Source organism: Paenibacillus sp. P22, from assembly GCF_000469945.2.
In the GTDB taxonomy this organism is placed as follows: domain Bacteria; phylum Bacillota; class Bacilli; order Paenibacillales; family Paenibacillaceae; genus Paenibacillus_O; species Paenibacillus_O humicus.
In genome coordinates this window covers 1-21867 of the sequence record NZ_CBRA020000150.1, presented here as the reverse complement: position 1 = coordinate 21867, position 21867 = coordinate 1, and the positions used below count along the sequence as shown (strand labels likewise).

27 protein-coding genes are annotated in these 21867 nt (G+C 57.5%); all 27 read left to right on the top strand.

Annotated features, from left to right (window positions below; genetic code table 11):
- Positions 1-828: recombinase RecT (locus tag BN871_RS19490; RefSeq protein ID WP_048748429.1), on the top strand; the 828-nt coding region annotated here is incomplete at its 5' end.
- Positions 821-1054, top strand: a complete 234-nt coding sequence (locus tag BN871_RS19485) for a hypothetical protein (protein ID WP_048748428.1) — start codon at positions 821-823, stop codon at positions 1052-1054. The genes BN871_RS19490 and BN871_RS19485, both read left to right, overlap by 8 nt.
- Positions 1029-1637 (top strand): PolC-type DNA polymerase III, encoded by a 609-nt coding sequence (locus BN871_RS19480; protein WP_048748427.1) that lies wholly within the window; start codon positions 1029-1031, stop codon positions 1635-1637. The genes BN871_RS19485 and BN871_RS19480 overlap by 26 nt, the downstream gene beginning before the upstream one ends.
- 26 nt (positions 1638-1663) lie before the next feature.
- Positions 1664-2779 carry a replication protein gene (locus BN871_RS19475; RefSeq protein ID WP_048748426.1) on the top strand — a complete coding sequence of 372 codons (1116 nt, stop codon included), beginning with the start codon at positions 1664-1666 and terminating at the stop codon, positions 2777-2779.
- On the top strand, positions 2769-4112 hold the full coding sequence (locus BN871_RS19470) for a replicative DNA helicase (protein WP_048748425.1): 1344 nt from the start codon (positions 2769-2771) through the stop codon (positions 4110-4112). Before BN871_RS19475 ends, BN871_RS19470 begins: the two co-directional genes overlap by 11 nt.
- Positions 4090-4527 carry a hypothetical protein gene (locus tag BN871_RS19465; RefSeq protein WP_021878838.1) on the top strand — a complete coding sequence of 146 codons (438 nt, stop codon included), beginning with the start codon at positions 4090-4092 and terminating at the stop codon, positions 4525-4527. Before BN871_RS19470 ends, BN871_RS19465 begins: the two co-directional genes overlap by 23 nt.
- Complete coding sequence (locus BN871_RS19460; protein ID WP_232313207.1) at positions 4520-5101, top strand: hypothetical protein; 582 nt, start codon at positions 4520-4522, stop codon at positions 5099-5101. Before BN871_RS19465 ends, BN871_RS19460 begins: the two co-directional genes overlap by 8 nt.
- Positions 5031-5678: a hypothetical protein gene (locus BN871_RS19455; RefSeq protein WP_157060342.1), complete on the top strand. Its 648-nt coding sequence runs from the start codon at positions 5031-5033 to the stop codon at positions 5676-5678. The genes BN871_RS19460 and BN871_RS19455 overlap by 71 nt, the downstream gene beginning before the upstream one ends.
- 25 nt (positions 5679-5703) lie before the next feature.
- The gene (locus BN871_RS28580; RefSeq protein WP_021882425.1) at positions 5704-5856 is read left to right on the top strand and encodes a hypothetical protein; all 153 of its coding nucleotides are present in this window, start codon (positions 5704-5706) and stop codon (positions 5854-5856) included.
- A 34-nt stretch (positions 5857-5890) separates the two neighbouring features.
- Positions 5891-7681, top strand: a complete 1791-nt coding sequence (locus BN871_RS19450; protein WP_048748423.1) for a DNA cytosine methyltransferase — start codon at positions 5891-5893, stop codon at positions 7679-7681.
- Positions 7682-7942: 261 nt separating this feature from the next.
- Positions 7943-8932: a hypothetical protein gene (locus BN871_RS19445; RefSeq protein WP_157060341.1), complete on the top strand. Its 990-nt coding sequence runs from the start codon at positions 7943-7945 to the stop codon at positions 8930-8932.
- A 68-nt stretch (positions 8933-9000) separates the two neighbouring features.
- Positions 9001-9543 carry a sigma factor-like helix-turn-helix DNA-binding protein gene (locus BN871_RS19440; protein ID WP_021877194.1) on the top strand — a complete coding sequence of 181 codons (543 nt, stop codon included), beginning with the start codon at positions 9001-9003 and terminating at the stop codon, positions 9541-9543.
- A 200-nt stretch (positions 9544-9743) separates the two neighbouring features.
- Entirely contained in the window at positions 9744-10205 is a 462-nt protein-coding gene (locus tag BN871_RS19435) for a hypothetical protein (RefSeq protein WP_048748421.1), read from the top strand.
- A gap of 155 nt (positions 10206-10360) precedes the next feature.
- Positions 10361-11071 carry a hypothetical protein gene (locus tag BN871_RS19430; RefSeq protein WP_048748420.1) on the top strand — a complete coding sequence of 237 codons (711 nt, stop codon included), beginning with the start codon at positions 10361-10363 and terminating at the stop codon, positions 11069-11071.
- Positions 11068-11757, top strand: a complete 690-nt coding sequence (locus BN871_RS19425) for a 3'-5' exoribonuclease domain-containing protein (RefSeq protein ID WP_048748419.1) — start codon at positions 11068-11070, stop codon at positions 11755-11757. Before BN871_RS19430 ends, BN871_RS19425 begins: the two co-directional genes overlap by 4 nt.
- Complete coding sequence (locus tag BN871_RS19420; protein ID WP_048748418.1) at positions 11754-11975, top strand: hypothetical protein; 222 nt, start codon at positions 11754-11756, stop codon at positions 11973-11975. The genes BN871_RS19425 and BN871_RS19420 overlap by 4 nt, the downstream gene beginning before the upstream one ends.
- Positions 11953-13650, top strand: a complete 1698-nt coding sequence (locus BN871_RS19415) for a hypothetical protein (RefSeq protein WP_048748417.1) — start codon at positions 11953-11955, stop codon at positions 13648-13650. The genes BN871_RS19420 and BN871_RS19415 overlap by 23 nt, the downstream gene beginning before the upstream one ends.
- On the top strand, positions 13647-13889 hold the full coding sequence (locus BN871_RS28575) for a hypothetical protein (protein ID WP_021877198.1): 243 nt from the start codon (positions 13647-13649) through the stop codon (positions 13887-13889). The genes BN871_RS19415 and BN871_RS28575 overlap by 4 nt, the downstream gene beginning before the upstream one ends.
- The gene (locus tag BN871_RS19405; RefSeq protein ID WP_021877199.1) at positions 13867-15852 is read left to right on the top strand and encodes a hypothetical protein; all 1986 of its coding nucleotides are present in this window, start codon (positions 13867-13869) and stop codon (positions 15850-15852) included. Before BN871_RS28575 ends, BN871_RS19405 begins: the two co-directional genes overlap by 23 nt.
- Complete coding sequence (locus BN871_RS19400) at positions 15849-16085, top strand: hypothetical protein (protein ID WP_048748416.1); 237 nt, start codon at positions 15849-15851, stop codon at positions 16083-16085. Before BN871_RS19405 ends, BN871_RS19400 begins: the two co-directional genes overlap by 4 nt.
- Positions 16069-16272 (top strand): hypothetical protein, encoded by a 204-nt coding sequence (locus BN871_RS19395; RefSeq protein WP_048748415.1) that lies wholly within the window; start codon positions 16069-16071, stop codon positions 16270-16272. The genes BN871_RS19400 and BN871_RS19395 overlap by 17 nt, the downstream gene beginning before the upstream one ends.
- A gap of 102 nt (positions 16273-16374) precedes the next feature.
- Positions 16375-17211 carry a hypothetical protein gene (locus tag BN871_RS19390; protein WP_021877201.1) on the top strand — a complete coding sequence of 279 codons (837 nt, stop codon included), beginning with the start codon at positions 16375-16377 and terminating at the stop codon, positions 17209-17211.
- A gap of 27 nt (positions 17212-17238) precedes the next feature.
- Positions 17239-18390, top strand: a complete 1152-nt coding sequence (locus tag BN871_RS19385; protein ID WP_021877202.1) for a DUF5309 family protein — start codon at positions 17239-17241, stop codon at positions 18388-18390.
- Positions 18391-18422: 32 nt separating this feature from the next.
- Positions 18423-18650 carry a hypothetical protein gene (locus BN871_RS19380; protein ID WP_021877203.1) on the top strand — a complete coding sequence of 76 codons (228 nt, stop codon included), beginning with the start codon at positions 18423-18425 and terminating at the stop codon, positions 18648-18650.
- A gap of 58 nt (positions 18651-18708) precedes the next feature.
- Positions 18709-19290, top strand: coding sequence for a hypothetical protein (locus BN871_RS19375; RefSeq protein ID WP_021877204.1), 582 nt, complete (start codon positions 18709-18711; stop codon positions 19288-19290).
- 5 nt (positions 19291-19295) lie between these two features.
- Positions 19296-21215, top strand: coding sequence for a hypothetical protein (locus BN871_RS19370; RefSeq protein ID WP_021877205.1), 1920 nt, complete (start codon positions 19296-19298; stop codon positions 21213-21215).
- A gap of 10 nt (positions 21216-21225) precedes the next feature.
- Positions 21226-21867 (top strand): carbohydrate binding domain-containing protein (locus BN871_RS27900; RefSeq protein ID WP_198158072.1); only part of this gene is annotated, 642 nt, incomplete at its 3' end.

Genomic DNA, 21867 nt, shown 5'->3' with positions numbered 1-21867 from the left:
GCAAGCAGAAGCACCACGGAGCTCGGCAACAAGCTCCAGACGCGCGCCAACAACGCGCCGGCAGCACCGAAGCCTCAGAACGAGGGGCTGAAGAGCTTTCTCGCAGCGCCGGCCATCAAGAAGCGTTTCGAGGAAGTCCTCGACAAGCGGGCGCCGCAGTTCATGAGTTCTATGCTCAACCTTTACACGGCTGATTCGAACCTGCAAAAATGCGAGCCCATGAGCGTTATCGCATCCTGCATGGTGGCCGCGACGCTGGACTTGCCTGTCGATCGGAATCTCGGCTACGCCTGGATCGTTCCCTACAAGAACCGCGCTACCTTCCAACTCGGCTACAAGGGCTACATCCAGCTGGCGCTGCGAACGGGGCAGTACAAGTCCATCAACGTGACGGAGGTATACGAAGGTGAGCTGGTCGTCTGGAATCGCCTGACGGAGGAATTCGTGATTGACTTCGAGGCCAAGACCTCGGATAAGATCATCGGCTACGCTGGCTACTTCGAGCTCGTCAACGGCTTCCGAAAGACGGTCTATTGGACTCGGGACGAAATCGAGGCGCATCGGAAGCAATACTCGAAGACGGACTACGGCTGGAAGATCGACTACGACGCTATGGCTCTTAAGACGGTCATCCGGAACATGCTCTCGAAGTGGGGCATCCTCTCGATTGAAATGCAGATGGGCTACAGCGAGGACGTCGATCCACGCAAGACCATTGAACTGCAGCCGGATGGATCGGTCATCGAAATGGAGAATCCGGTTTGGAGTCTGGAGCAGGCCGAGGGAGCTGGCGAGATGAACTTCGACGGAGCTGCGAGCGGTGCTTGAACCTAAGCTCGACGAGCTCGGCAGGCCAATGTGCCGGTCGGGCGTCGCGGAGTGGATCTGGGCCTTTTACGGCTCAGATCCTCAGCGGTTCAAGGAAGAGGTTAAGAAACACTTTGCGCTTGGCTACCCGAACTACACGGTGCGCAGCGCCAACTATGAGCAGCGGGTTATCTGGCTGCAGGAGAACAGGAGCGAGGAACATGCTAAACGACGTCACCGTGTTTGACTTTGAAACCTCCGGCCTCAAGCCGGACCGTGACCGCGTCATCGAGATGGCGGCCGTCCGAATTAAGAACAGCCAGATCGTGGCTGAGTTCAGTACCCTCATCCGAATCGACTTTCCGCTGGAACCGAAGATCACCGAGCTGACCGGCATCACACCGGCGATGCTGACCGAGGCAACCGACGAGGTGCTCGCCTTCAAAATCCTTCGGAACCTGATGGGAGATAGCCTCCTGGTCGCACACAACGCGGCCTTCGACCTCCAGTTCCTGCATCACAGCATGCAGCGGCTGGCCGGAAAAACCTTCACGAACCCCTTCATCGACACGCTCACGATCTGCCGTGATCGGCATCCCTACCCGCACAAGCTGGAGAACATGGCCAGCAGCTACGGTATCGAGCTCGACGGCGCACACCGCGCGCTGAACGACGTGAAAGCGACCTGGGAACTGCTCGTGGCGCTCCACTTGGAGAAGCCGGTTGACGAGTGGCTGAACCGCCTGGGATACCTCAGCAAGTACGGGCCGCCCGCCTGGGCTCCGAATCATGCCAATCTCTTTGGCACATCCAACCGATACGCGAACTGATCCTATCTGAGAGGAGGACACGGCCGATGGAATCGCAGGTCAACCCACAGCCGGACGACGCACACATACGCATATCACACGAGGTTCATAGGGAGCTGATCAGGCGGAATTTCAGCAAGAGGCAGCGGAACATCATCGACTTCATCTTGACGCTCAGCTGGGGCTGCGGAAGACCAGACGCCGTGATTCCTCAGCTCGCGCACTTTACCCTCTGCGGGGTGACAAAGAACAATATCCGCGACGAACTGGAGGCTCTGGTACTCGCTAAGGTCATCACTTGGGAGAAGACAGAGGGCATCTTCCGGTTCAACAAGCACTTCGACCAGTGGCAGATCACCCCGAACAGGGGGCACGATTCGGAGCTGATGAAGGATCTTATCGCTTTAAATATCAGTCGAAGCAGCCCTGGAAAAGTTCTTAAAACAAGAACTCAACGGTTCTTAAAACAAGAACTAAGCGGTTCTCAAAATAAGAACTCGAATGGTCAAGAGTTCTTAAAACAAGAACCGAAAACTTCTCAAAACAAGAACTTCCGAGTTCTTAAAACAAGAACCGCGAACCTCAAAAAAACCAGTCGTATCAAGGCTTTCCGGCTCTCTAAAGCAATTATTAAAGCAAAGATAAAAAAAGATCTTAAAAGCAGCTGCTTAAAATCTTTCCCCTCCGGGGCTGAAAAACAAGATCCGAACCCGGACCCCTTTATCCAGGTCTTGGACATGTACTGCGAGCTCCACCGGAAGATCGACACGCAGATCACGATGATGGACCGCCAGACGATCCAGGAGGTGCTTGAACAGGGAATCCCTTCCGAGCTGGTTTGTGAGGTGATGGAGCGGGTGCATGCGGACCGAACGGCCAAGGGCCAAACAATCGGCTCCCTGAGTTATTACCGGAACCCGGTACTGGAAGAGTGGCAGCGGCGTCAGGCTCCGCCGAAGCTTCAGGTCGTTCCAAGCCCGGCCCGGCAGCAGTCCGCGGTGCAGGAGCGACACTACGGCGGCATCATGAGCATCGAGGAAACCAACGACTGGATCGCCGAGCAGGACCGGCGGAGAGCCATCGTCGAGGAGGCGAAGAGAAACGGAACCTATGTCATCCCAGAGATCCCAGGAATCAGCAGACGTAAACCAAGTGCCGTTTGACACGCTGCTCGAAGAGCATATCCTCGGCGCCATGGTCTACGAGCCGGAATGCATCGCCGAGGTCTTCGAGACCGTACAGCCCCGCTATTTTTACCACACGGCATACTCCAAGCTCTGCAAGCGGATCTATGAGCTGTGGGAGGAGGACCCGAAGCAAATAGACCTGACGGCGCTGATCCCTGCGCTGGAAGAGACCGGCGTCTCGATCGCCAAGATGGCGGACATGACCCGGAACGTCATCACGACGGTGAACATCACGAGTCACTGCGAGCGGCTGCGGGACATCGCGGCGCTGCGGGCTGGCATTCGGACCTGTCAGGAGCTGGTGCAGCAAGGCGGTCTCCGAGACCGGGAGCAGATCCGTGAGGCCATTACGACGACGATGGGCAAGCTCTCCCGCGTCTCGGACATGACCATCAAGGTCGAGACGATGGTCGACGCTAAGACCGCTGCCCTGAACTTCCACGACAGCTTCGAGCGGATGCTGGCCGGCGCCAAGAGCGGCATGAGCGGCATTCCGACACGTATCCACGCGCTGGACAAGATCCTGAGCGGTCTGCAGGATAACAACCTGATCGTCATTGGGGCGCGGCCGTCGATGGGCAAGACGACGCTCATGAATCAGCTCGCTCTGAACATCTCGCTTGCCGATGGCATGCAGCCGGGGGAGCCTGGCGCGATCTTCAGCTTGGAGAGCTCGTCCGACGAGCTGGCCCGCCGGATGGTCTCGAACATCTCGGGCATAAGCCTCCAGTCCCTTAAGGCCGGCACGATCCTGCCGGAGGAGTGGGAGAAGTACACGATGGCCATCAGCATCCTGAGCAACGCCAACTTCGTGATCGACGATCAAGCCGGCACGACGGTGGCCGAGATCAAGGCCAAAGCCCGGAAGATCAAACGCGAGCGCGGCCTGCGGTATATCCTTATCGACTACCTTGGCAAGATCGGCGGCGCGCCGGGGGCTAAGCGGTACGACCTGGTCAGCGAGAACATCCGCGGCCTCAAGGATCTGGCCAAGGAGCTAAAAATCCCGGTGGTAGTGTTCTCGCAGCTCAGCCGGAAGGTCGAAGAGCGGCAGAGCAAGCGGCCGATGATGAGCGACCTGCGGGAGAGCGGCGAGATTGAGCAGGAGGCGGATGTGATCGGCTTCCTGTACAGAGACGACTATTACGACAAGGAATCAACCAAGAAGAACATCATCGAGCTGGACATCGCGAAGCAGCGGGATGGTCCGCTTGGAACGGTTGAGATGGCCTTCTTGAAGGACTTCAACCGACTTGTCAATTTGGACAGAGGGGAGAACATGCGTCATGAACAAATGGCACTCGTATGAGGCGGTCAAACGGCTGTATATGGCAACCGGTATAGAGCCGAAGCCGCAAGAGGTGCAGCGGGAGCTGCCCGGAATCGATCCAGAAGCACTGGTCGACGGACTGATTGAATTTTACAAAACCCAAGGAGGGACATGGAATGTATCAGCTGATGTACAGGGGGCGGCCGATCGGGCCACGTTACAAGACGAAGGCGCAGGCAGCCGCAGCGCTGGTGAGGAATTGGCCCTGCTGCCATGGGCTGACTTGGAAACGCGTTGTGTAGAGCGCCGGCAGCGCGCCGGGGACAGCTTCCTCCGGGTGCTGGACGATCTGGAGACCAAGGCGGAGCGCATGCGCGAGTTCGGCGCGGTGACGGCGGCCGCATGCTACAACTACGCGGCGGTGCAACTGCGGACCGCCCTGGCTGATGTCTAGATACGTCGGGATCGACCCAAGCACCAAGACCGGCCTGGTTGTCTTGGATGAGGACGGTGAGATTTGGGAGGAGCGGGAGGTCACTGAGGACAGCCTGAACGGCCAGACGCCTACTCCGCAGGCGATGCTCAAGCTGGTCGGTAAAATCATGGCCCTCGTAGAGCCCGGCGATCGGGTAGCCATCGAGGGTTTCGGCTTCGCCAGCCAGCACGGGTTCCTACTCGGCGGCATTGGCTGGGCCATCCGGATGCAGCTGACGCTCCGCGGCATCGCCTACACCGAGGTCGCGCCGTCAGCACTGAAGAAGTACAGCGGCGCGAGCGGCAACTGCGCCAAGGAGGAGTTGGCCGTCGAGGTTTACGCTCGCTGGGGCTTTCGGAGCAAGAGCAACAACATTACGGACGCCTACGTCCTCGCGCATATCGCCCGCGCGCTGCACGAGCCGGTCCGGCTGATCAAGAGGCAAGAGGAAGTCATTACAAACCTGAGAGGATGTTTTGAAAATGGCAAACGTACAGTTCAACGCGAAGTTCGAAAAAATCACACTCGCAAGCAAAAACAAGGTCGTGCTTGAGCTCCCTGAAGGCATGAATTTTGCCAAGATTGCAGAGATTGCGAGCTTCCGCGGCCATGACATGATCGTGCAGTTCGGCAATCCGCAAGTCGAGATGCTCTTCGACCGCGGACCGGGCGGCGCGCTGGTGGCCAAAATCGACGGCAGCAGCGTTGTGGAGTCTGCAGAGCGTGAAGAGGGCGAAGATCCGGGCATGAAGCTGGACTTCGGATCCGACGAGCCGCCGGCCGGCGGTGATGGTGAGGCTGGAGGCGGCCAACCAGACGAGGAAGGTGGAGAGTCTGAGGTTCCGGAAGATAGCGGCGAGCCGAGCGGTGAAGGCGAGGAAGGCCCGGAGCCTGATGTGAGCAAAGGCGAGCTCGAGGAGTTCATTCTGGAGGTCAAGCCATCGTTCCAGGATATCCCCTTCGACTTCCCCGGTATCCTGTCCCGGAAGCGCGATAGCGGCGAGTCTTGGGTCGAAATCGCGAAGGAGCTCAACACCAGCAGCTCCAAGCTCCAGGTGAGCTTCACCGCCTACAAGAAGCGCGTCAAGCGCATGATCCACGAGCAAAGAGACGACAACGGGGCGGCCTAAGCCCCGTTTCCCCTTGGAGGATAGCATGGACCAGAAATTTCCGTATGAAGACGAGTTGTTGCAAATGAAAGCCGGTGAAGAGGAAGTCCTTTTCTTAAAGGGACGGGCTTTCCTCGTTTCCCCGGCGACGGATGAAGATATTGAACGGATTGGGAAGGGTTTCTACTGCATGGACTGACCGGCTGAGTCAGTTTCATAAGGAGGGATAGGGAGTGCGAGAACTCATCATCGACAACTTTGCCGGCGGCGGCGGGGCCAGCACTGGCATCGAGATCGCCATCGGCCGCAGCGTAGACGTCGCCATCAACCACGACCCAGACGCGATCGCCATGCACGAGGCCAACCACCCGGAGACCAAGCACTATTGCGAGTCAGTCTGGGAAGTGGATCCGCGGGAGGTCGCTTCGGGGCGTCCGGTCGGGCTGGTTTGGCTCTCCCCGGACTGCAAGCACTTCTCGAAGGCCAAAGGCGGCAAGCCGGTTCAAAAGAATATCCGCGGGCTCGCTTGGGTGGCAGTCCGCTGGGCGGCGACGGTTAAACCGAGGGTCATCATGCTCGAGAACGTCGAGGAATTTAAAACGTGGGGGCCGTTGCTAGATGGATTCCCGGATCCAAAGCAGAAGGGCAGGACCTTTAATTGCTTTGTGAATGCGCTCAAGCGACAGGGCTACAAGGTCGACTGGCGGGAGCTGCGGGCATGCGACTACGGCGCGCCGACGATACGCAAGCGGCTATTCCTGGCGGCGCGCTGTGACGGCCGCCCGATCGAATGGCCTGAGCCGACACACGGAGACCCGGAAAGCGAGGCAGTTAAGTCTGGACGGCTGCTCCCCTGGCGTACGGCGGCGGAGATCATCGACTGGTCCATCCCGTGCAAAAGCATCTTCGGACGCTCCAAACCCCTGGCGGAAAATACGGAGCGCCGGATAGCCCGGGGCATTCAGCGATTTGTGCTTGAAGCAGAGCGCCCGTTCATCGCTCCTTTCATTGCCCGCATCGGCCAGACCGGCTTCGGAGGAGACCGACTGCAATATGAGCTGGTGGACCCGTTGACGACTATTACAACGAAAGAAGAACATCTGCTGGTTGCCCCATTGATGGCGGTCAATACCACCGGTCACCCTGGAAGCACGCTCGAGGAACCACTGAGGACCATCACGACTGGCGGTCATCATATGCTCGTCAGCCCGGCGCTGATCCAAATGGGATACGGTGAGCGTCCAGGGCAAGAGCCGCGGGTGTTGGATCTCGACAAGCCTGTCGGCACGGTGACGGCCGGGGGAAACAAGTTCGCACTGACAGCCGCTTTCCTCGCCAAGCATTTCGGGGGGGACTACACTGGCGCGGGCCCCGACTTGGAAGAGCCGTTGTCAACCGTGACGACCAAGGATCACAATTCGCTCGTCACCGCTCACATCGCCCGACACTTTGGGCAATCGGTAGGCAGCGCCGCCGAGGAGCCGGTCGGGACCGTAACGGCGGGAGGGGGAGGTAAGTCCTCGATCGTCACGAGTCACCTCGTCAAGCTTCGCGGCACATGCGCGGACGGCCAGCCAGTCACGGAGCCGATGCCGACCATCACGGCCGGCGGCCTGCACGTCGGTGAGGTTCGGGCCTTCCTCCTCAAATATTACGGCTCGGCTGATAACGGCCAGATGCTGACGGATCCGCTGCACACGGTAACGACCAAGGACCGGTTTGGGCTGGTCACAATCGCGGGAGTCGACTATCAGATCGTCGACATCGGCATGCGGATGCTGGAGCCGCACGAGCTCTTCGCGGCGCAGGGCTTCCCGGCCAGCTACATCATCGACAAGTATGCGAACGGCAAGGCAGTACCCAAATCCGCGCAGGTCGCTCGATGCGGAAACAGCGTCTGCCCGCCGCTGGCGACGGCGCTTGTCCGCGCCAACCTCCCCGAGCTCTGCGTCGGCTCCGGAAAGGTGCTGGCGTTCGAGCGATACGCAACCGCCGATGAAGGACAGCTGCAGCTCAGCATATAACCCCCAGGGGCAGCACAACACAGGGAGGCTATGGCCTTCAAGGAGGTAAAAATGCGCTTCCTACGCTGGGGAAATAAAAAAGGCCGCAGAAGGCGACCAGAACATACACAACTCAATCATAAGGCAGGAGAGGACGATGGTAAAGGGCCGATGGGAGATTCATGGTGGCTACGGGGTGCTGAAGGACTCGACGGGCCGGGAGGTTGGTCTCCTCAAGATGTTGGAGCAGGCGGAGTATCAGAAAACGAGAGGAGATATGAAATGCCACAAGAAGAGTTGCAAGCCAAGTACGATGCCCTCGAGGTAGAGAAGAGCTCATTGAACCCGGAGAATCCGGACGATCGCTTCCGCCGGACAGTGCTGGAGAACGAGCAGGCCGGCATCGCTGCTCAAATGAAAGAATCGGAGCGTCTGCAACGCCAGGCTGAAGAGGTCGCGGACGTGCAGTTGCCGGAGGATTACGATGCTCGCTGGGGAGTCATCGGCGCCAATGACGAGATCCGGAACCTGATCAGTCAGGTTAAGGAGTACGCCTTCGCGCAGCACAATGACGAGCTGGCTGCGTTGCTGGACGAGCATACGGCACACGAGCGGGAGCTGCAGGATCGGATCCAGACCCTGATTGAAGACGGCACTCAGTTCGAGACCAAGATCGACACCTTGTACAACGAGCTGGCCATGGAGCGCGCCGCCAAGCATGCAGCTATCTCAGCCACGCAGGATGCCGAGAGCAAGCGCGACAACGCCGTCGCTCAGCTCGAAGAGGCTCAGGTAGAAGCCAAGCGGCAGCAAGCGCAGGCTGAGAGCTACAAGCGCCAAATCGACGAGTTGGAGGGCATGCTGCGGACGTACAAGAGCCGTCAGGTCTCCGGCAACAAAGGCGGCCTGGTGCTGACTTCTACACTCAAGCCTGAGAGCGATGATGACCGCGAGGCGCGGCTGAAGCGCGAGAAGCTGGAGCAGCTGAACCGCCAACTCGCTCGCCGTGGGGCTGAACCGATTCCAGTGCCGCCGGCTGTCAGCTTCCCGACTGCGGAGGCAGCTCCAGCACAGCAGGAAGAGGGCAAGCCGGCTGGCACAGATTCCGACGATCGATTTTCTGAGGACGCGGTTCAAGACGACGCCGTGGAAGGAAAGCCCGCTGATGGAACGGTGGCGCTCTCGCCAGCGGAAATTGCAGAGCGATTCGCAGCGCTGGAAGGAAGAATTGAACGCCTCGAAGCAGGAGCAGCAACGCTTCGGACGGCCTAATCCATAACCAATTGCCAGGGGCGCCATTGCGGCGCTCTTTGGCTCATTCAGAAGGAGGATGAACAGAGATGGCAATCGGACCGCTGTACACGCAGAGCCAAAACTACACCATCATGAACTTGGGGCCGGCGACGGCAGAGAACTACCGGCGTTCCCGGAAGATGACCCGCGCTCTTCATGCCCGAACAACGGACAAGACGGAGCGGAGCCGAATTGCCGAAATGGTGGCGGAGTGCGATTACGTCATCGATTGGCTGGAGACCGGCCGGCGTCCAGGGAGCTTTAAGGGAGTGGAGAGGGCTGTGCGGATCCAGACTTGGGACCCGGCCATCCTGGACAGCTACAGCAGCCCGAACAGCCGCTGGGTGGTCGAGCGGGACCGGAGCTCGCGGGACCTGACGGAAGATGAGCGTTTCCGGATCGAGGAAGCCATGCGAGATCTCTCGGATCGGGAGCGGCAATGCTACATGCTGAATGTGGTGGACGGCATGACGTTCGAGGAGATAAGCCGCGAGCTTCATGTTGGGCGGAGCAGCGTGCAGAAGTACATTGAGCGGGCCAGGGAGAAAATAGAAAATACGAAGTTGACGAGCTTATTCCTTCTGGGATAAGCTTTTTTTGTTAATTTATGGGATGGGGTGCGATATGAAAAAACAAAACAAGCTTTCGCTATTAAAAAATAGGTGGCGCTTTGATTCGAGACTTCGATCTTCAACCATAGTGCTTCTATGTATTTTTTTAATTCTCTCTTGTATCTTTATTGCAAATAAAATTTTCATTATTTTTTGGACACGAAAATGAGTGGGATGCTTTGTCTTTTACAGGCTCCATAATAGGTGGGTTTGTAACTTTATTTGGTATTAGATATACAATTAAACATCAAAGGAAAGATGATTTTATTCGTAGTTTCCCTGACAGACTAGTAAACGCTGATAAAATCATTAGTGAAGCCTATCAGTTGGAGGAAAAACTGAAAGAACTTTTTGATGCCAGAAAATATAAGCATTATGGTGTGGCTTTACATAGTTTCTTGAAAAAAGAGGATATTCTTAAGCGAGAATCCGCCGTAGTTGGTGTTGATTATTATAATAATTTGAGTTACATATTTTCTTTGGGAAAAACTATTTATGAAGAAATTAGTTCATATGATATTGAAGACCAAGAACTATTTACGAAGTGTAATTATTATATTAATTATTTAAATGCAGTGAACGAGAAATTATACGAACTTAAGTTAGGTTTGGAAATTCGCTTTGCCGAAATCAACATTTAATTTTCGTCGTGCACCTCGCCATTTAACGAAAAGCATAACGTTAAGCCTCGAGCCCTTGCTGGATAAGGGATTGGGGCTTTTTTGATTGGGCAATTAACGTAAAGATGGGTCTTCAAACCTCATCATGTAATTCTTAACGTTAAGGAGGGCGGACGATGGCGAAGCCGCTGAAGATCGAACAGCTTGGCCTGCAGCACATCGTTGCGGCCGGACTGAGGAATGGGAAGAACCCGCAACAGATTGCGGCGGATTGCTCCAAGGAAGCGAAGGAGCCTGTGAGCAACATGGCGGTGCGCCGTTATCTGGAGGCGCTGGAGTCTGCCGAGATTCCGCCGGCAACATTGGGGGCAGAACCGGTCTCCACGATCATCCCACCAGAGAAGAAGAGGCAGATCGTCCGACAGAGCGCGGAGCGGATGACCAGGCTCGTCGAGAGGGACATCGACCTGATCGACTTACAGTTTCGGACGACGCAGGTACTTGCCGATCGCTTCGAATGGCTGGCCAACCTGCCGGACATGTTCGAGCGGCGCATGATCATCCTACGCGACGAGTTGCGGGAGGGCGGCGATGTGACTGCGCTGGACAGCTGGGGCATCGGCTTCACGCTGGAGCTGCGGCGCAACATCGGAAACATGACGGCTCTCAACAGGGAGCTGAGGGAGAACGCACGGTTCATGGCCAGCCTGCGGGAGAAGGCGTTCGAGTTCTCACTGATCCAGGAGTACCTGTCCGTCTTCATGGACATCTTTCGGCAGGAGAATGCCGAAGCTTACGAGATAGCCGAGCAGAAGATTGCAGCAAACCCGCGCTTGCAGCGGATCGTCGAGCAGCAACAGCAGATGAGGGGGTATCAGGAGGCATGAGGGTATTCTTCGACACGGAGTTCACCGGGCTCCATCAGAACACGACGTTGATCAGCATCGGTTTGATTGCAGAGGATGGACGGACATTCTATGCGGAGCTGACGGACTACGATAAGGCGCAAGTCGACGATTGGCTCCAGAAGAACGTGATTGAGAATTTGATCATAAACCAGGAGCGCGACCATTACTATCGAATCGCTGAAGGCGACTGGTTGATCCGCGACCACTCTCAGATTGTTGCGAGCAGGCTGGAAGAGTGGCTGAGCCTGTATCCGTCCGTCGAGATGTGGTCCGACTGCCTCTCCTACGACTGGGTGCTGTTCAACAAGTTGTTCGGTCACGCGTTCAACATTCCGAAGAACGTCTATTATATCCCCTTCGACATCTGCACGCTCTTCAAGGTGGCAGGCGTGGACCCGGACGTAAGCCGCGAGGAATATGCTCTCCTTGAGGTTCAAGGGAAGAAGCACAATGCCCTTTTGGATGCGCGGGTAATCAAGGCTTGCTTCGAGCGCCTGCATGAGCGGCTCCTCATTGGTGAGTGGTCGGATGCACAATGTCCGCGCTGCGGCGCTCGTCTGCTGGTGAATCGCCTGGGCAATCAGTGGTGCTCCAATGCCGGCGGTGCTGGAATGACTTCGTGCACGTTTGGGTTGGACAAGCGCGAGCCAAGGACGGAAGTATGAAGATCGGGGACACGGTACGAATCGTCGGAAGCAAGTCGGTCATGGCGTTGCTGCTCGGTAAGACGGGCGTCATCACGGGCAGGTTCGGTCCGAAGCTCGTCGTCCTGATTGAGCCCGCGGACGGCGAGCGCGGAAGCCTGTCGCATACGGCTCTCCCGGAGGATCTGGAGTTGATCAAGGCTGGAGTCGAGGGCGATGCTGCTCGCCAACATCCATAACCGCATTAAGGAGCAGGCCAAGGTCAAGAACACGCCTAAGTGGGAGCGGCGACCGCGGGAATACATCCAAGAGCGGCTCTACATCCGGAACAAGACGAAGCAGGTCGTGCCGCTGCGCTTCAACCCGATTCAGGACATGTATTGGAACAACAAGACAAACCGCGACATCATTCTCAAACCTCGCCAGTTGGGCTTTTCTACGCTCACGCTGGCGAGGTTTTTTGAGGCTGTCATCAACGAGGAGAACGTCACGGCCGTTGTCGTCGCGCACGACGCGGACAGTACGCAGAAGCTCTTCCAGACGGTTCAGCTCATGTATGAGCGGCTTCCGGAGGCGAAGAAGGAGCAGCTGAACAACGGCAAGAACCGGCCGAAGTACGGAAACCGCAAGGAATTCTTCTTCGCCGGCAACAACAGCCGGATCTATGTCGGCACGGCGGGCTCGTCCAGCTTTGGCCGCGGGCAGACGATCAACTATCTGCTCTGCTCCGAAACAGCCTTCTGGCCGAACCCGGAGGAGTTGATGACCGGCCTGCTGCAGGCGGTGCCTCCGGACGGCGAGATCGTCATCGAGAGCACGGCGAATGGGGTCGGCAACTACTACCACCAGACCTATGAGGACGCCAAGCGCGGCGGGAACAACTGGCGCGCGCACTTCTATGCCTGGTTCCAGCATCCGGAATACCTGCTTCCGCTGGCGGCCGGCGAGCGGCTCGAGTACGACGAAGAGGAGCAGAAGCTCATCGAGCGGTACGGCTTGAGCCCAGAGCAGATCAAGTGGCGCCGCTGGAAGATCAGCGAGATGCCGCAGACGCCAGATCGGAGTAAGGAGGACCAGTTCCGGCAGGAGTACCCGGCCAACGACCTGGAAGCCTTCCTGATGACCGGTACGCCGGTGTTCGACAGCCGGAAGGTCATGGCTCGCATCGAACTGCTTCGCGTGCGGTACGAGGAGCAGCGCAAAGCGGGCGAGGGGCCGGTGCGCGGAAGTTTCGTCTACCAGTACACGCAGGAGCGCATAGTCGACAGCTCCATCCGGTTCGTACCCGACCCTAACGGGGTCTGTACGATCTACAAACATCCGGAGCCGCGGCGGCCGTACGCGATGGGCGGCGACACGTCGGAGGGGGGCAAGGACTATTCCGCCGGCCAGATGCTCGACAACATCACCGGCGAGCAGGTGGCGGTATGGCACGGCCACAGCGACACTGACCTATATGCAAAGCAGATGTACTGCTTCGGCAAATTCTACAATTACGGCTTGCTGGCCATCGAGATGAACTTCGACTTGCACCCGATCAAGGAGCTGGAGCGCCTGGGTTACTGGCGGCAGTACCGGCGCGAGAAGCTGGATGACATCAACGAGCCGGAGCAGACCAAGCACGGCTTCCGCACGACGAGTGTCACGAGGCCGGTTATCATCGCCGAGCTGGTCACGGTCGTGCGGGAGAGCATCGAGCTGATCAACGATCTGGCGACGCTGCACGAGATGCTGTCCTTCGTGCGCGGGCCGACTGGCAAGCCTGAGGCATCGCCGGGCAAGCACGACGACCTGATCCTGTCGCTGGCGATCGCGCATCAGGCACGCGGCCAGCAGAGCATGCAAATGGAGCCGGAGAGCTATTACGATCCGGCAGATGATTACGAAGAGGCTTTCGGAGGGACGGGCTATTGAAGAAGACGATACGGCTCCGGTACTCCCGCGCTAACCGGGAGGCGACGGGGCTCATGATAAGCTGCTGCGGAAAACACCATTTGGTCGTGGACCTATACGGTGATGCTGGCGCGGCCTATAGCTGCGGGGAGTGTGGGCGGCCGCTGGTCTGCATGGGGATGAACGGCAGGCTCTACCATGTAGGCGATCCGGTAATCAACGAGGGGAGGGAAGGCTTTGGCGACGAACAACAAGCGTAAGCGCGACGCGGCCTGGTACATGACGCGCATCGAGGCTGCCGAGAATTACCGAGACCGGACATACAAGGAGCGGTGGACTCGCTACTACAAGATCTGGCGTAATATGGTCGATCAGCTCAAGGATCGGGATACAGGCAAGGTCATCAAGGACCGGAGCAACATCAGCATCCCGATGGCTTTCACCATGTTGGAGACGATCCTTCCACGGCTGGTGGAGACGCTGTTCGCGGCGCGGCCGTATGTCCGGCTCCGAGGTGTGCCGATCAACGTCATGGATTATCGAGCCAACAAAGAGACGAAGCCCTGGGAGGACGCGGCCAAGAAAATGGAAGTGCTGCTCGACTTCCAGATGAACGTTCCGATGGACATCCAGGACGAGTTCATCAGCGGCCTGAAGACGTGTTGCCTATACGGAACGACGGTCGCCTACACAGGCTGGCGGTACACGGAGCGGACGCGCATCCGCCGGGAGCTGCAGCCGGTCATGAGCGACGAGCCGGACCCGTTGACGGGGGAGCCGATGCCTATGCTGGATGATGATGGCTTCACGCCTATACAGGACTGGCAGCCGATTCAAGAGACGACCGTCGATTACGACGATCCCGAGGTCAAGTTCATGGATCTCGGGCTGTTCTTCGTGGATCCGAACGCCGAGGATATCGACGACGCCCGGTTCTGCGGTCATGTGGCCTACCTCTCCAAGGAGGAGTTGCAGCGGATGGCCGATGATGATGACGACATGAAGTTGGAATGGAAGAAGATCCCGAAGCTTTCGGCCAAGAACAAGGCCCGGGACTACCGCATGAACGCGATCGGGCTGCCGAACGTCGACGACGCCAATCTGGAGCAGGATGGCGACGACAACCTGTTCGAGGTGCATTTCTACTGGGAGGACGACCGGCAGGTCATCATAATCAACCGAACGTACCTCGCAAAGGACGCGGGGAATCCATTCTGGCACAAGAAGAAGCCCTATGACAAAGACGTCTACTGCGACGATCCGGGGAACTTCTACGGCGTCGGTGTGATGGAATCCATTTACGACCTGCAGCAGGAGCTGAATACCGAACGCAACCAGCGCATCGACTACCGCTCGTACAGCATGCGGCGGATGTTCAAGGTCCGGCGCGGCGCGGTGCTGGACCGCAAGCAGCTGAAATGGCGGCAAGGTGGCATCATTGAGCTCGACAAGATGGACGATCTGGCGGTGCTCGACGCGGTCGACAGCGGCGTCACGACATCCTTTAACCAGGAAGCGACAATTCGCAAGGACGCGCAAGACGCCACTGGAGCGCAGGACGTGGTCATGGGTTCGAGCGGTGCCAAGGAAACGGCCACGACGACCATGAGCAAGGATAACAACGCGAGCGTGCGCTTCAAGATGATCATCAGCTCGCTCGAGAAGAAGCTGCTCGTGGCAATCAGCCGGAAGATGATCCAGCTCAACCAGCAATACATCGACGATATCCGGTTGCTTCCACTCTTCGATAAGGATGACGCGGAATGGCCGGAGATCAGCCCGGAGGAGATCCAAGGCGAGTTCTTCCTGACACCGGCCGGCTCGTCGGTGGAGCCAATAGCAAACAAGGAAGCCTACAAGCAGCGGATGGTCGAGCTCTACAACATCGCCAGCAAGGACCCGTTTTACCAGCAGTTCCCGCTTAAGCGCAGGGCCTTCCTGGAGAAGATCTTTGAGGCTTACGACATCCAGGACACGGACGAGTTGCTTCCGACCGATGCAGAGCTGAGCGGCCAGATCCAGCAGCAGGCCGTCATGCAGTTCATCCAGACGCTGCCACCAGACATCGGGCAGGCCTTGATGTCATTCGTGCAGGGGCAGGGTGGCGGGCAGCCAGCAACGCAGGGCGTTCCTCCTGAGGGAGGCATGCCAGCGGCAGGAGGCGGCGCCAACACGGCGCTGATGCAGGAGCAGGGGCTTCAGATGCAGGGGGCCGGCGTATGAGTTCGCAACAGCAGGCTCAGGAGCTCCGCCTCCTTGTCGACATGGCCGGCTGGCAGCAGGTTGAGGGCTACATCGCAGGACGTATCCAGGACCGCATGCAGCAGTTGCTAACGTGCGAGACGTGGGAACAAGTCATCCAGCACCGCGCTGGGGTCGAGGCTCTGGAATCGGTGCTTTTATATATAACCGATACGATCAAGAAGGGGATGGATGAGGATGAGCCAGCAGATTGAGAACAACTTCAAGTACCACGCTCCCAAAGAGGGGCAGCCGGAGAAATACGAGAAGATTCGGAACCTTGCGAAGGAGCTCGCTTACCTGATCGACGCCGAGGTACCGAACAGCCGGGAAAAATCGCTGGCGATGACGAACCTGGAGCAGGCTGTCATGTGGGCGAACGCCGGCATCGCACGCAACTGATTTGCTGGGCGTCGGCGAGACTCCGGCGCCCGTTAACCACTTCGGTGGAACGGCTCCTTCGGGAGCCTTTTTATATTCCACAATTCGAGAGGAGCATCACCCATGGATGGCATTTTCGGCGACGAAGGTACGATAACCGTGAGCGAATCCCCGGACGCATCCGGACAAGAGGAGCAGACGGCCGGACAAATAACCGAAGGCGACGACGCTGGCTTCGAGGAGCAGGACGACTTCGAGGGCAGCGACGAGCAAGACGAGCAAGACGATGAGGATGGCGAGTCCCCGGACAGTTCCGGACAAGGCGAAGAGCTGATTCTCGGCAAGTTCAAGTCGCCGGAGGACCTGGCGAAAGCCTATCAGAACCTCCAGCGCGAATTCACGAAGAGCCGTCAGCAACCATCGACAACTCCGATCCAGCAACCACCAGCGCAGCCAGGCGGACAGCCTATGGACCCTAACTCGGTATTCTGGGATCACTTCCGGGACAACCCACTTGGGACAATCCAGCAGCTCGTTTCGATGGCGACGCAACAGCAGGTGGCTCCTCTGCAGCAGGCTCGGGAAGATGAGCAACTGCTGCGGAACGTCGAGACGCTGGCGAAGCAGTACCCGAAAGCAGCGACCGACGAAGGCATGGGGCTACTCTTTGGCAAGGTGGCCGAGATCGCCAACGAGATCGGTAATCCTGCTCTAATCAAGAGTCCCACGCCGCGAATTCTTCGCATGGCGGCTGCGGAAGCGTTCGGGGAGTCCGGTGCGAAAGCATACGAGCAAGGCAAACGAGCGGGTCGTGAGGAGACCGCCGCGTCCCGCCGAACGAAGCAGGCGGCTAACATGCCGAAAGGCGGCAAGAAGCAAACCGAGGGTGAGCTGAGCCCGGTTGAGCAGATGAAGGCCAACATCCTCGCTGCGAGCCAGGGCGGCGGCATCTTCGGCTAAAACCATAATTCAGGAGCGTGAATATAGATGCCACCAGTAACATCCGGGGTACGTGATACTCTCAACATCGGAACGAGTAAAGTCGTCATCGACATGTCCGACACGATCGGCCTGCTGCAACCAAATGCAGAGCCGTTCATGAGCTTTCTGAAAATCGCCAAGCGCAACACGGAAGTCGCCAACAGCCCGAAATTCGAGTGGCTGGAAGATGACCTGCTGCCGCGCTGGGACGCAATCAACCTGGCTGCCGGCTACTTGGCGACGGATACCGCCCTGGTCGTCGACAACGGCGCCTACTTCTCCGCGAACGACATCGTTAAGGTTCCACGCACCGGTGAGGTGATGCTCGTCAAAAGCGTCGCGACGAACACGCTCACCGTCGGTCGTGGTTACGGCCTCACGGCGGCCGCGGCGCTCGTGGACAATGATCCACTAGTCATCATCGGCAACGCCAACCAGGAGGGTTCCGGAACGCGCGAGCTGAAGTCGACACAGGAGGTCCCGCGCTTCAACTACACGCAGATTTTCAAGACTCCGTTTGGCGTGACGGGTACGGAGAACGCGACGAAGATGTACGGCGGCAAGGATCTCGGCTATCAGCAAATGAAGGGCGGCGTTCAGCACAAGATCGATATTGCACGCTCCTACATGTTCGGAGAGAAGAAGCTGGACACGTCTGGCGCAAAGCCGATGCGCACGACGGGCGGCTTGCTCTCCTTCCTGACTAAAAACAACTACGATGCAGGCGGCTTGCTGACGCAACCTGAATTCGACAACAACATCTCCGAGAACGTCTTCAAGTACGGCAGCAAGGAGAAGATCATGCTCTGCTCCGCGCGTCTTCTTTCCGTCATCAACGGTTGGGCGATGGGCAAGCTGCAGATCAACCAGACGGCTAAGAGCTTCGGCTTGGAGATCTTCGAGTACATCACCCCGTTCGGAAAGTACCAGCTCATGAACTACCAGCAGATCCTTGAGGGCGCAGTCTACGGCGGATTCGGGGTAATCATCGACCCAGCGAATGTTAAGCACCGCCCTCTGGCGGGCCGCGATACGAAGCTGGAGACGAACATTCAAGCCAACGATGCTGATGCGCGAATCGACCAATACATCACCGAAGCAGGCCTTGAGGTTCGTAATCCGGAGACGCACGCTGTCTTGACCGGCGTTACCAGCTAGTCCAAACGAAACCATAGAGGGGAGAGAGTCCAGTGGCAAAGTTCAGCAGCCGCTGCGTGAATCAGGTACTTTGCATGGTTCCCGCACGCAACAGCATCGTAGAAGGCATCCTCGTACCAGTTCCCGGTCAGCACATCCGGTTCGAGAACGGCGAGTACACGACGAACGTCAAGAAAGAGGTCGACTTCATCAAGGGCCATCGCCTGTTCGGAAGCTCAATCGTCGAAGTCACCGGCAACGACACAGCAGCAGAGGCTTGATACAAGGGCAGGGCATTCGTGCCCTGCCCTTTTTACGTTGAGGGGAGGGGGAAGCATCATGACGCTAAACGAGATGATTCAGCAATGCGCGGGAGATATCGACGAGACGCTGACCAAGTCGGCGGCCGGCACCTACGAGGGCGAGGAGCTAAGCATCGCGACGAAGATCGTCACGGGCATCAACTACGCCTATCAGCTCGTCGCACGTGAGAAGTACGTCCTCACGGAGCTGGAGACAGTCACGCTGGACGAGCGGGGAACGTTCAACCTGGCGAGCCTGTTGCGGCCGGCCGTGCGGCTACTGAACGTCTACGACAGCTACGGAGAAGAAGCAGACTGGTCGCTGCGGAACGAGTCGCTCCTGACGTGCCGGGACCATGCCGGCGAGCAGCTGCAGGTCGAGTACGCCTTCCTGCCTCCGCGCATGCCGATCGGCGACCTGGCAGCGGAGCCGCTCGTGCCGGAGAACCGCGTCGACCACCTGCTGTTCTGCTACTACGCCAATTTCTACGTGCTGAGCCTCGAGCCGGACAACGAGAGCCGCGAAAAGGCGGCGACGTTCCTCGGCCTGTTCAACTCGGCCTTCGATCAGCTGCAGACGCGCGTCAGCCAGTACATGACCATCAGCGTGGAGAGGTGATTTAGATGGGCATCTCGATCGACCGACCGGCGGCGACTGCGGCGCCTCCTGAGCTCCGGATGGGTGCGGACTCGCAGGTTATGCTCAGCGGCGGTGTCTCCTACAAGTACGACCCGACGCAGATCCGGGACAACCAGAGCCCAGCCTTGCTCAACATGCTGGCCAACGACAACGGCAGCATCCTGAGCAAGCGGGATGGCCAAGCCTATGTCTATTCGTCATCGCTCGGTGTAGGCGGCATCAATGGGGCGTACGGGCGCTTGTGGGCTGGCCAGCGTATCTTCGCATGGGGAACGGCGCTGTATCGGCAGAGCGGTAGCGGTACACCGGTACAGATCATGAGCGGCCTGACCAATGCGCCGGGCAGTTTTCTGGCGTTTGGTGGCAAGCTCTATTATCTCAATGGCAACCAGTTCGTCGTCATCGACGGCAGCTTCGCAGCGGTGTTGGTGACGCCGTTCGTGCCGACCCTGACGATCTCGGTTCCGCCGAGCGGCGGGGGCACACCGTACCAGCAGGCCAACCTGCTCACGCCGGCGTTCAAGGTTAGCTTCAGCTCGGATGGATCGGCGACCAAGTACTATTTGCCGGTGACGGGTTTGGACGTCACGGCCGTTACGTTGACGATCAACGGCACGCCAAAGACGGAGGGCACGCATTTTTCCGTCAACCGGACAGCCTCGCCATACGCTTACATCGACTTCTCCGGTGGCAGCTCGCCTAACGGAGCGATCGCAACCAGCGCGCCGAATAACGTCATCGTCACGGCCTATAAGACTAATCCAGGAGCCGGAAGACGAATAGTTGGATGCAGGTATGCTATCGAATACGGTGGCGACAATGACACACGTGTATTTCTATGGGGCAATGAGGACTCTCCGAACCGCGTATACCGCAGTGGACTCATGGATCCTACCTATTGGCCAGAAAACGAATACTCAGATATAGGCAGCAGCTCAGAGAGCGTTGTCGCCTGCGCAAAGCACTATGACAAGCTGGTTTATCTCAAGGAACGAAGTCTATACTTTACCAGCTACAGTGATCCGGTTACGCAGGGATTCTGGGGAGCTAGTCAGATTGGCGCGACGTTCCCTCTGTATCCGATCAATAGCTCGATAGGATGCGACATGCCGGGCAGCGTTCAGATCATCGACAATAACATCGTGTTCTTCAATTCGACGATGGGCGGTTTCATCATCACCTCCACCGCTCTGAAAGACGAGCGAAACGTGATGCCGATCAGCGGCAACATTAACGGTGCTCCGACACGTCCGGGACTGCTGAACCTGCTTCAGAGCGACTTGCAGGCGGCAAGCAGCGCGGACTTCAATGGCCAGTATTGGCTTAGTGTAGGAAATATGACGTTCGTATGGGATTACCGACTGTCGCCGTATATCAACAGCGGTGACGTATCCGCGGACGAGGAACGCCTATCCTGGTTTCCTCTTAGCAATATCGATGCCGCATGCTGGATACAGGAAGGTTCTAATCTCTATTACGGCAGCCGAACGGATGGATGCCTGGTCGGATTTCAAGCCAATCAGAACGATTTTGGCCAGCCGATCGATGCGTACTGGCGCACGAAGCGGTTCAGTTTTGGACTTCCGGACTGGCTCAAAACGGTAAAAAAGGTCTGGTTCACAAGCAAGGCCGGCGGCTACAGCACGGTCAACATCCGGTATATCAGCGAGCGGGGCGAGAAGGTCGATGAGGAGGAAGTGAACGTCAACTCCTTCCGCTGGGATCTGGCCGCCTGGGACACTTGGACGTGGAGCGTGAACGAGTATCCGCCGCCTGAGCGCCTGCGGCCCCGGACAAAGAAAGTCGTCTACTTCCAGTTGGAGTTCACTAATAACGCCTTGAACGAAAATCTATCGCTTATGAGCCTAATCATTCAATATCTCATAGTGAAAAAAGTAAAATAGGAGGTGCGATATGCCATTTCAGTTCATGCCGCCGGACGGATACAGAAATACAGTGACATTTCCACAAAAACCCGCTAACGAAACGGCTTTCCGAGATCAGATAATGAGTCTTCTTGATCAGGCAAGGGATTACATCAACAATGTTCTTCCAATTGAAATTGGAGGCGGACTGAGCCGTAATGCTTTTGTCAATCCACGATTTAAATTCTGGCAGCGAGGCACCAACTCCTCTGGAGTGGACTACCTGGCAGACAAATGGAGGCTTCTTCGCGACGGGTCTGGACAAGTCCATAACGTATCCCGGCAATCCTTCACACTGGGACAATCGGCTGTACCAGGTAATCCTGAGTTTTTCTGGAGATATCAGGTCACGAGTGCAGCATCCGGGCAGACATACAATGCTCTTGTCCACAGAATTGAGGGGGTCAAGACGTTTGCTGGATCAAAAGCGACGGTTTCTTTTTACGCTAAAGCCAATACCAACAAGCAAATTATCGTGAAGGGCACACAAGATTTCGGTTCAGGAGGAAGTCCTTCTACGCGAAACACGTTTGAAACGACATCTCCAATCACACTTTCTTCCAACTGGAAAAAATATTCTTATACGTTTACCATACCAGCAATATCCGGAAAATTTTTAGGGTCAAATTCC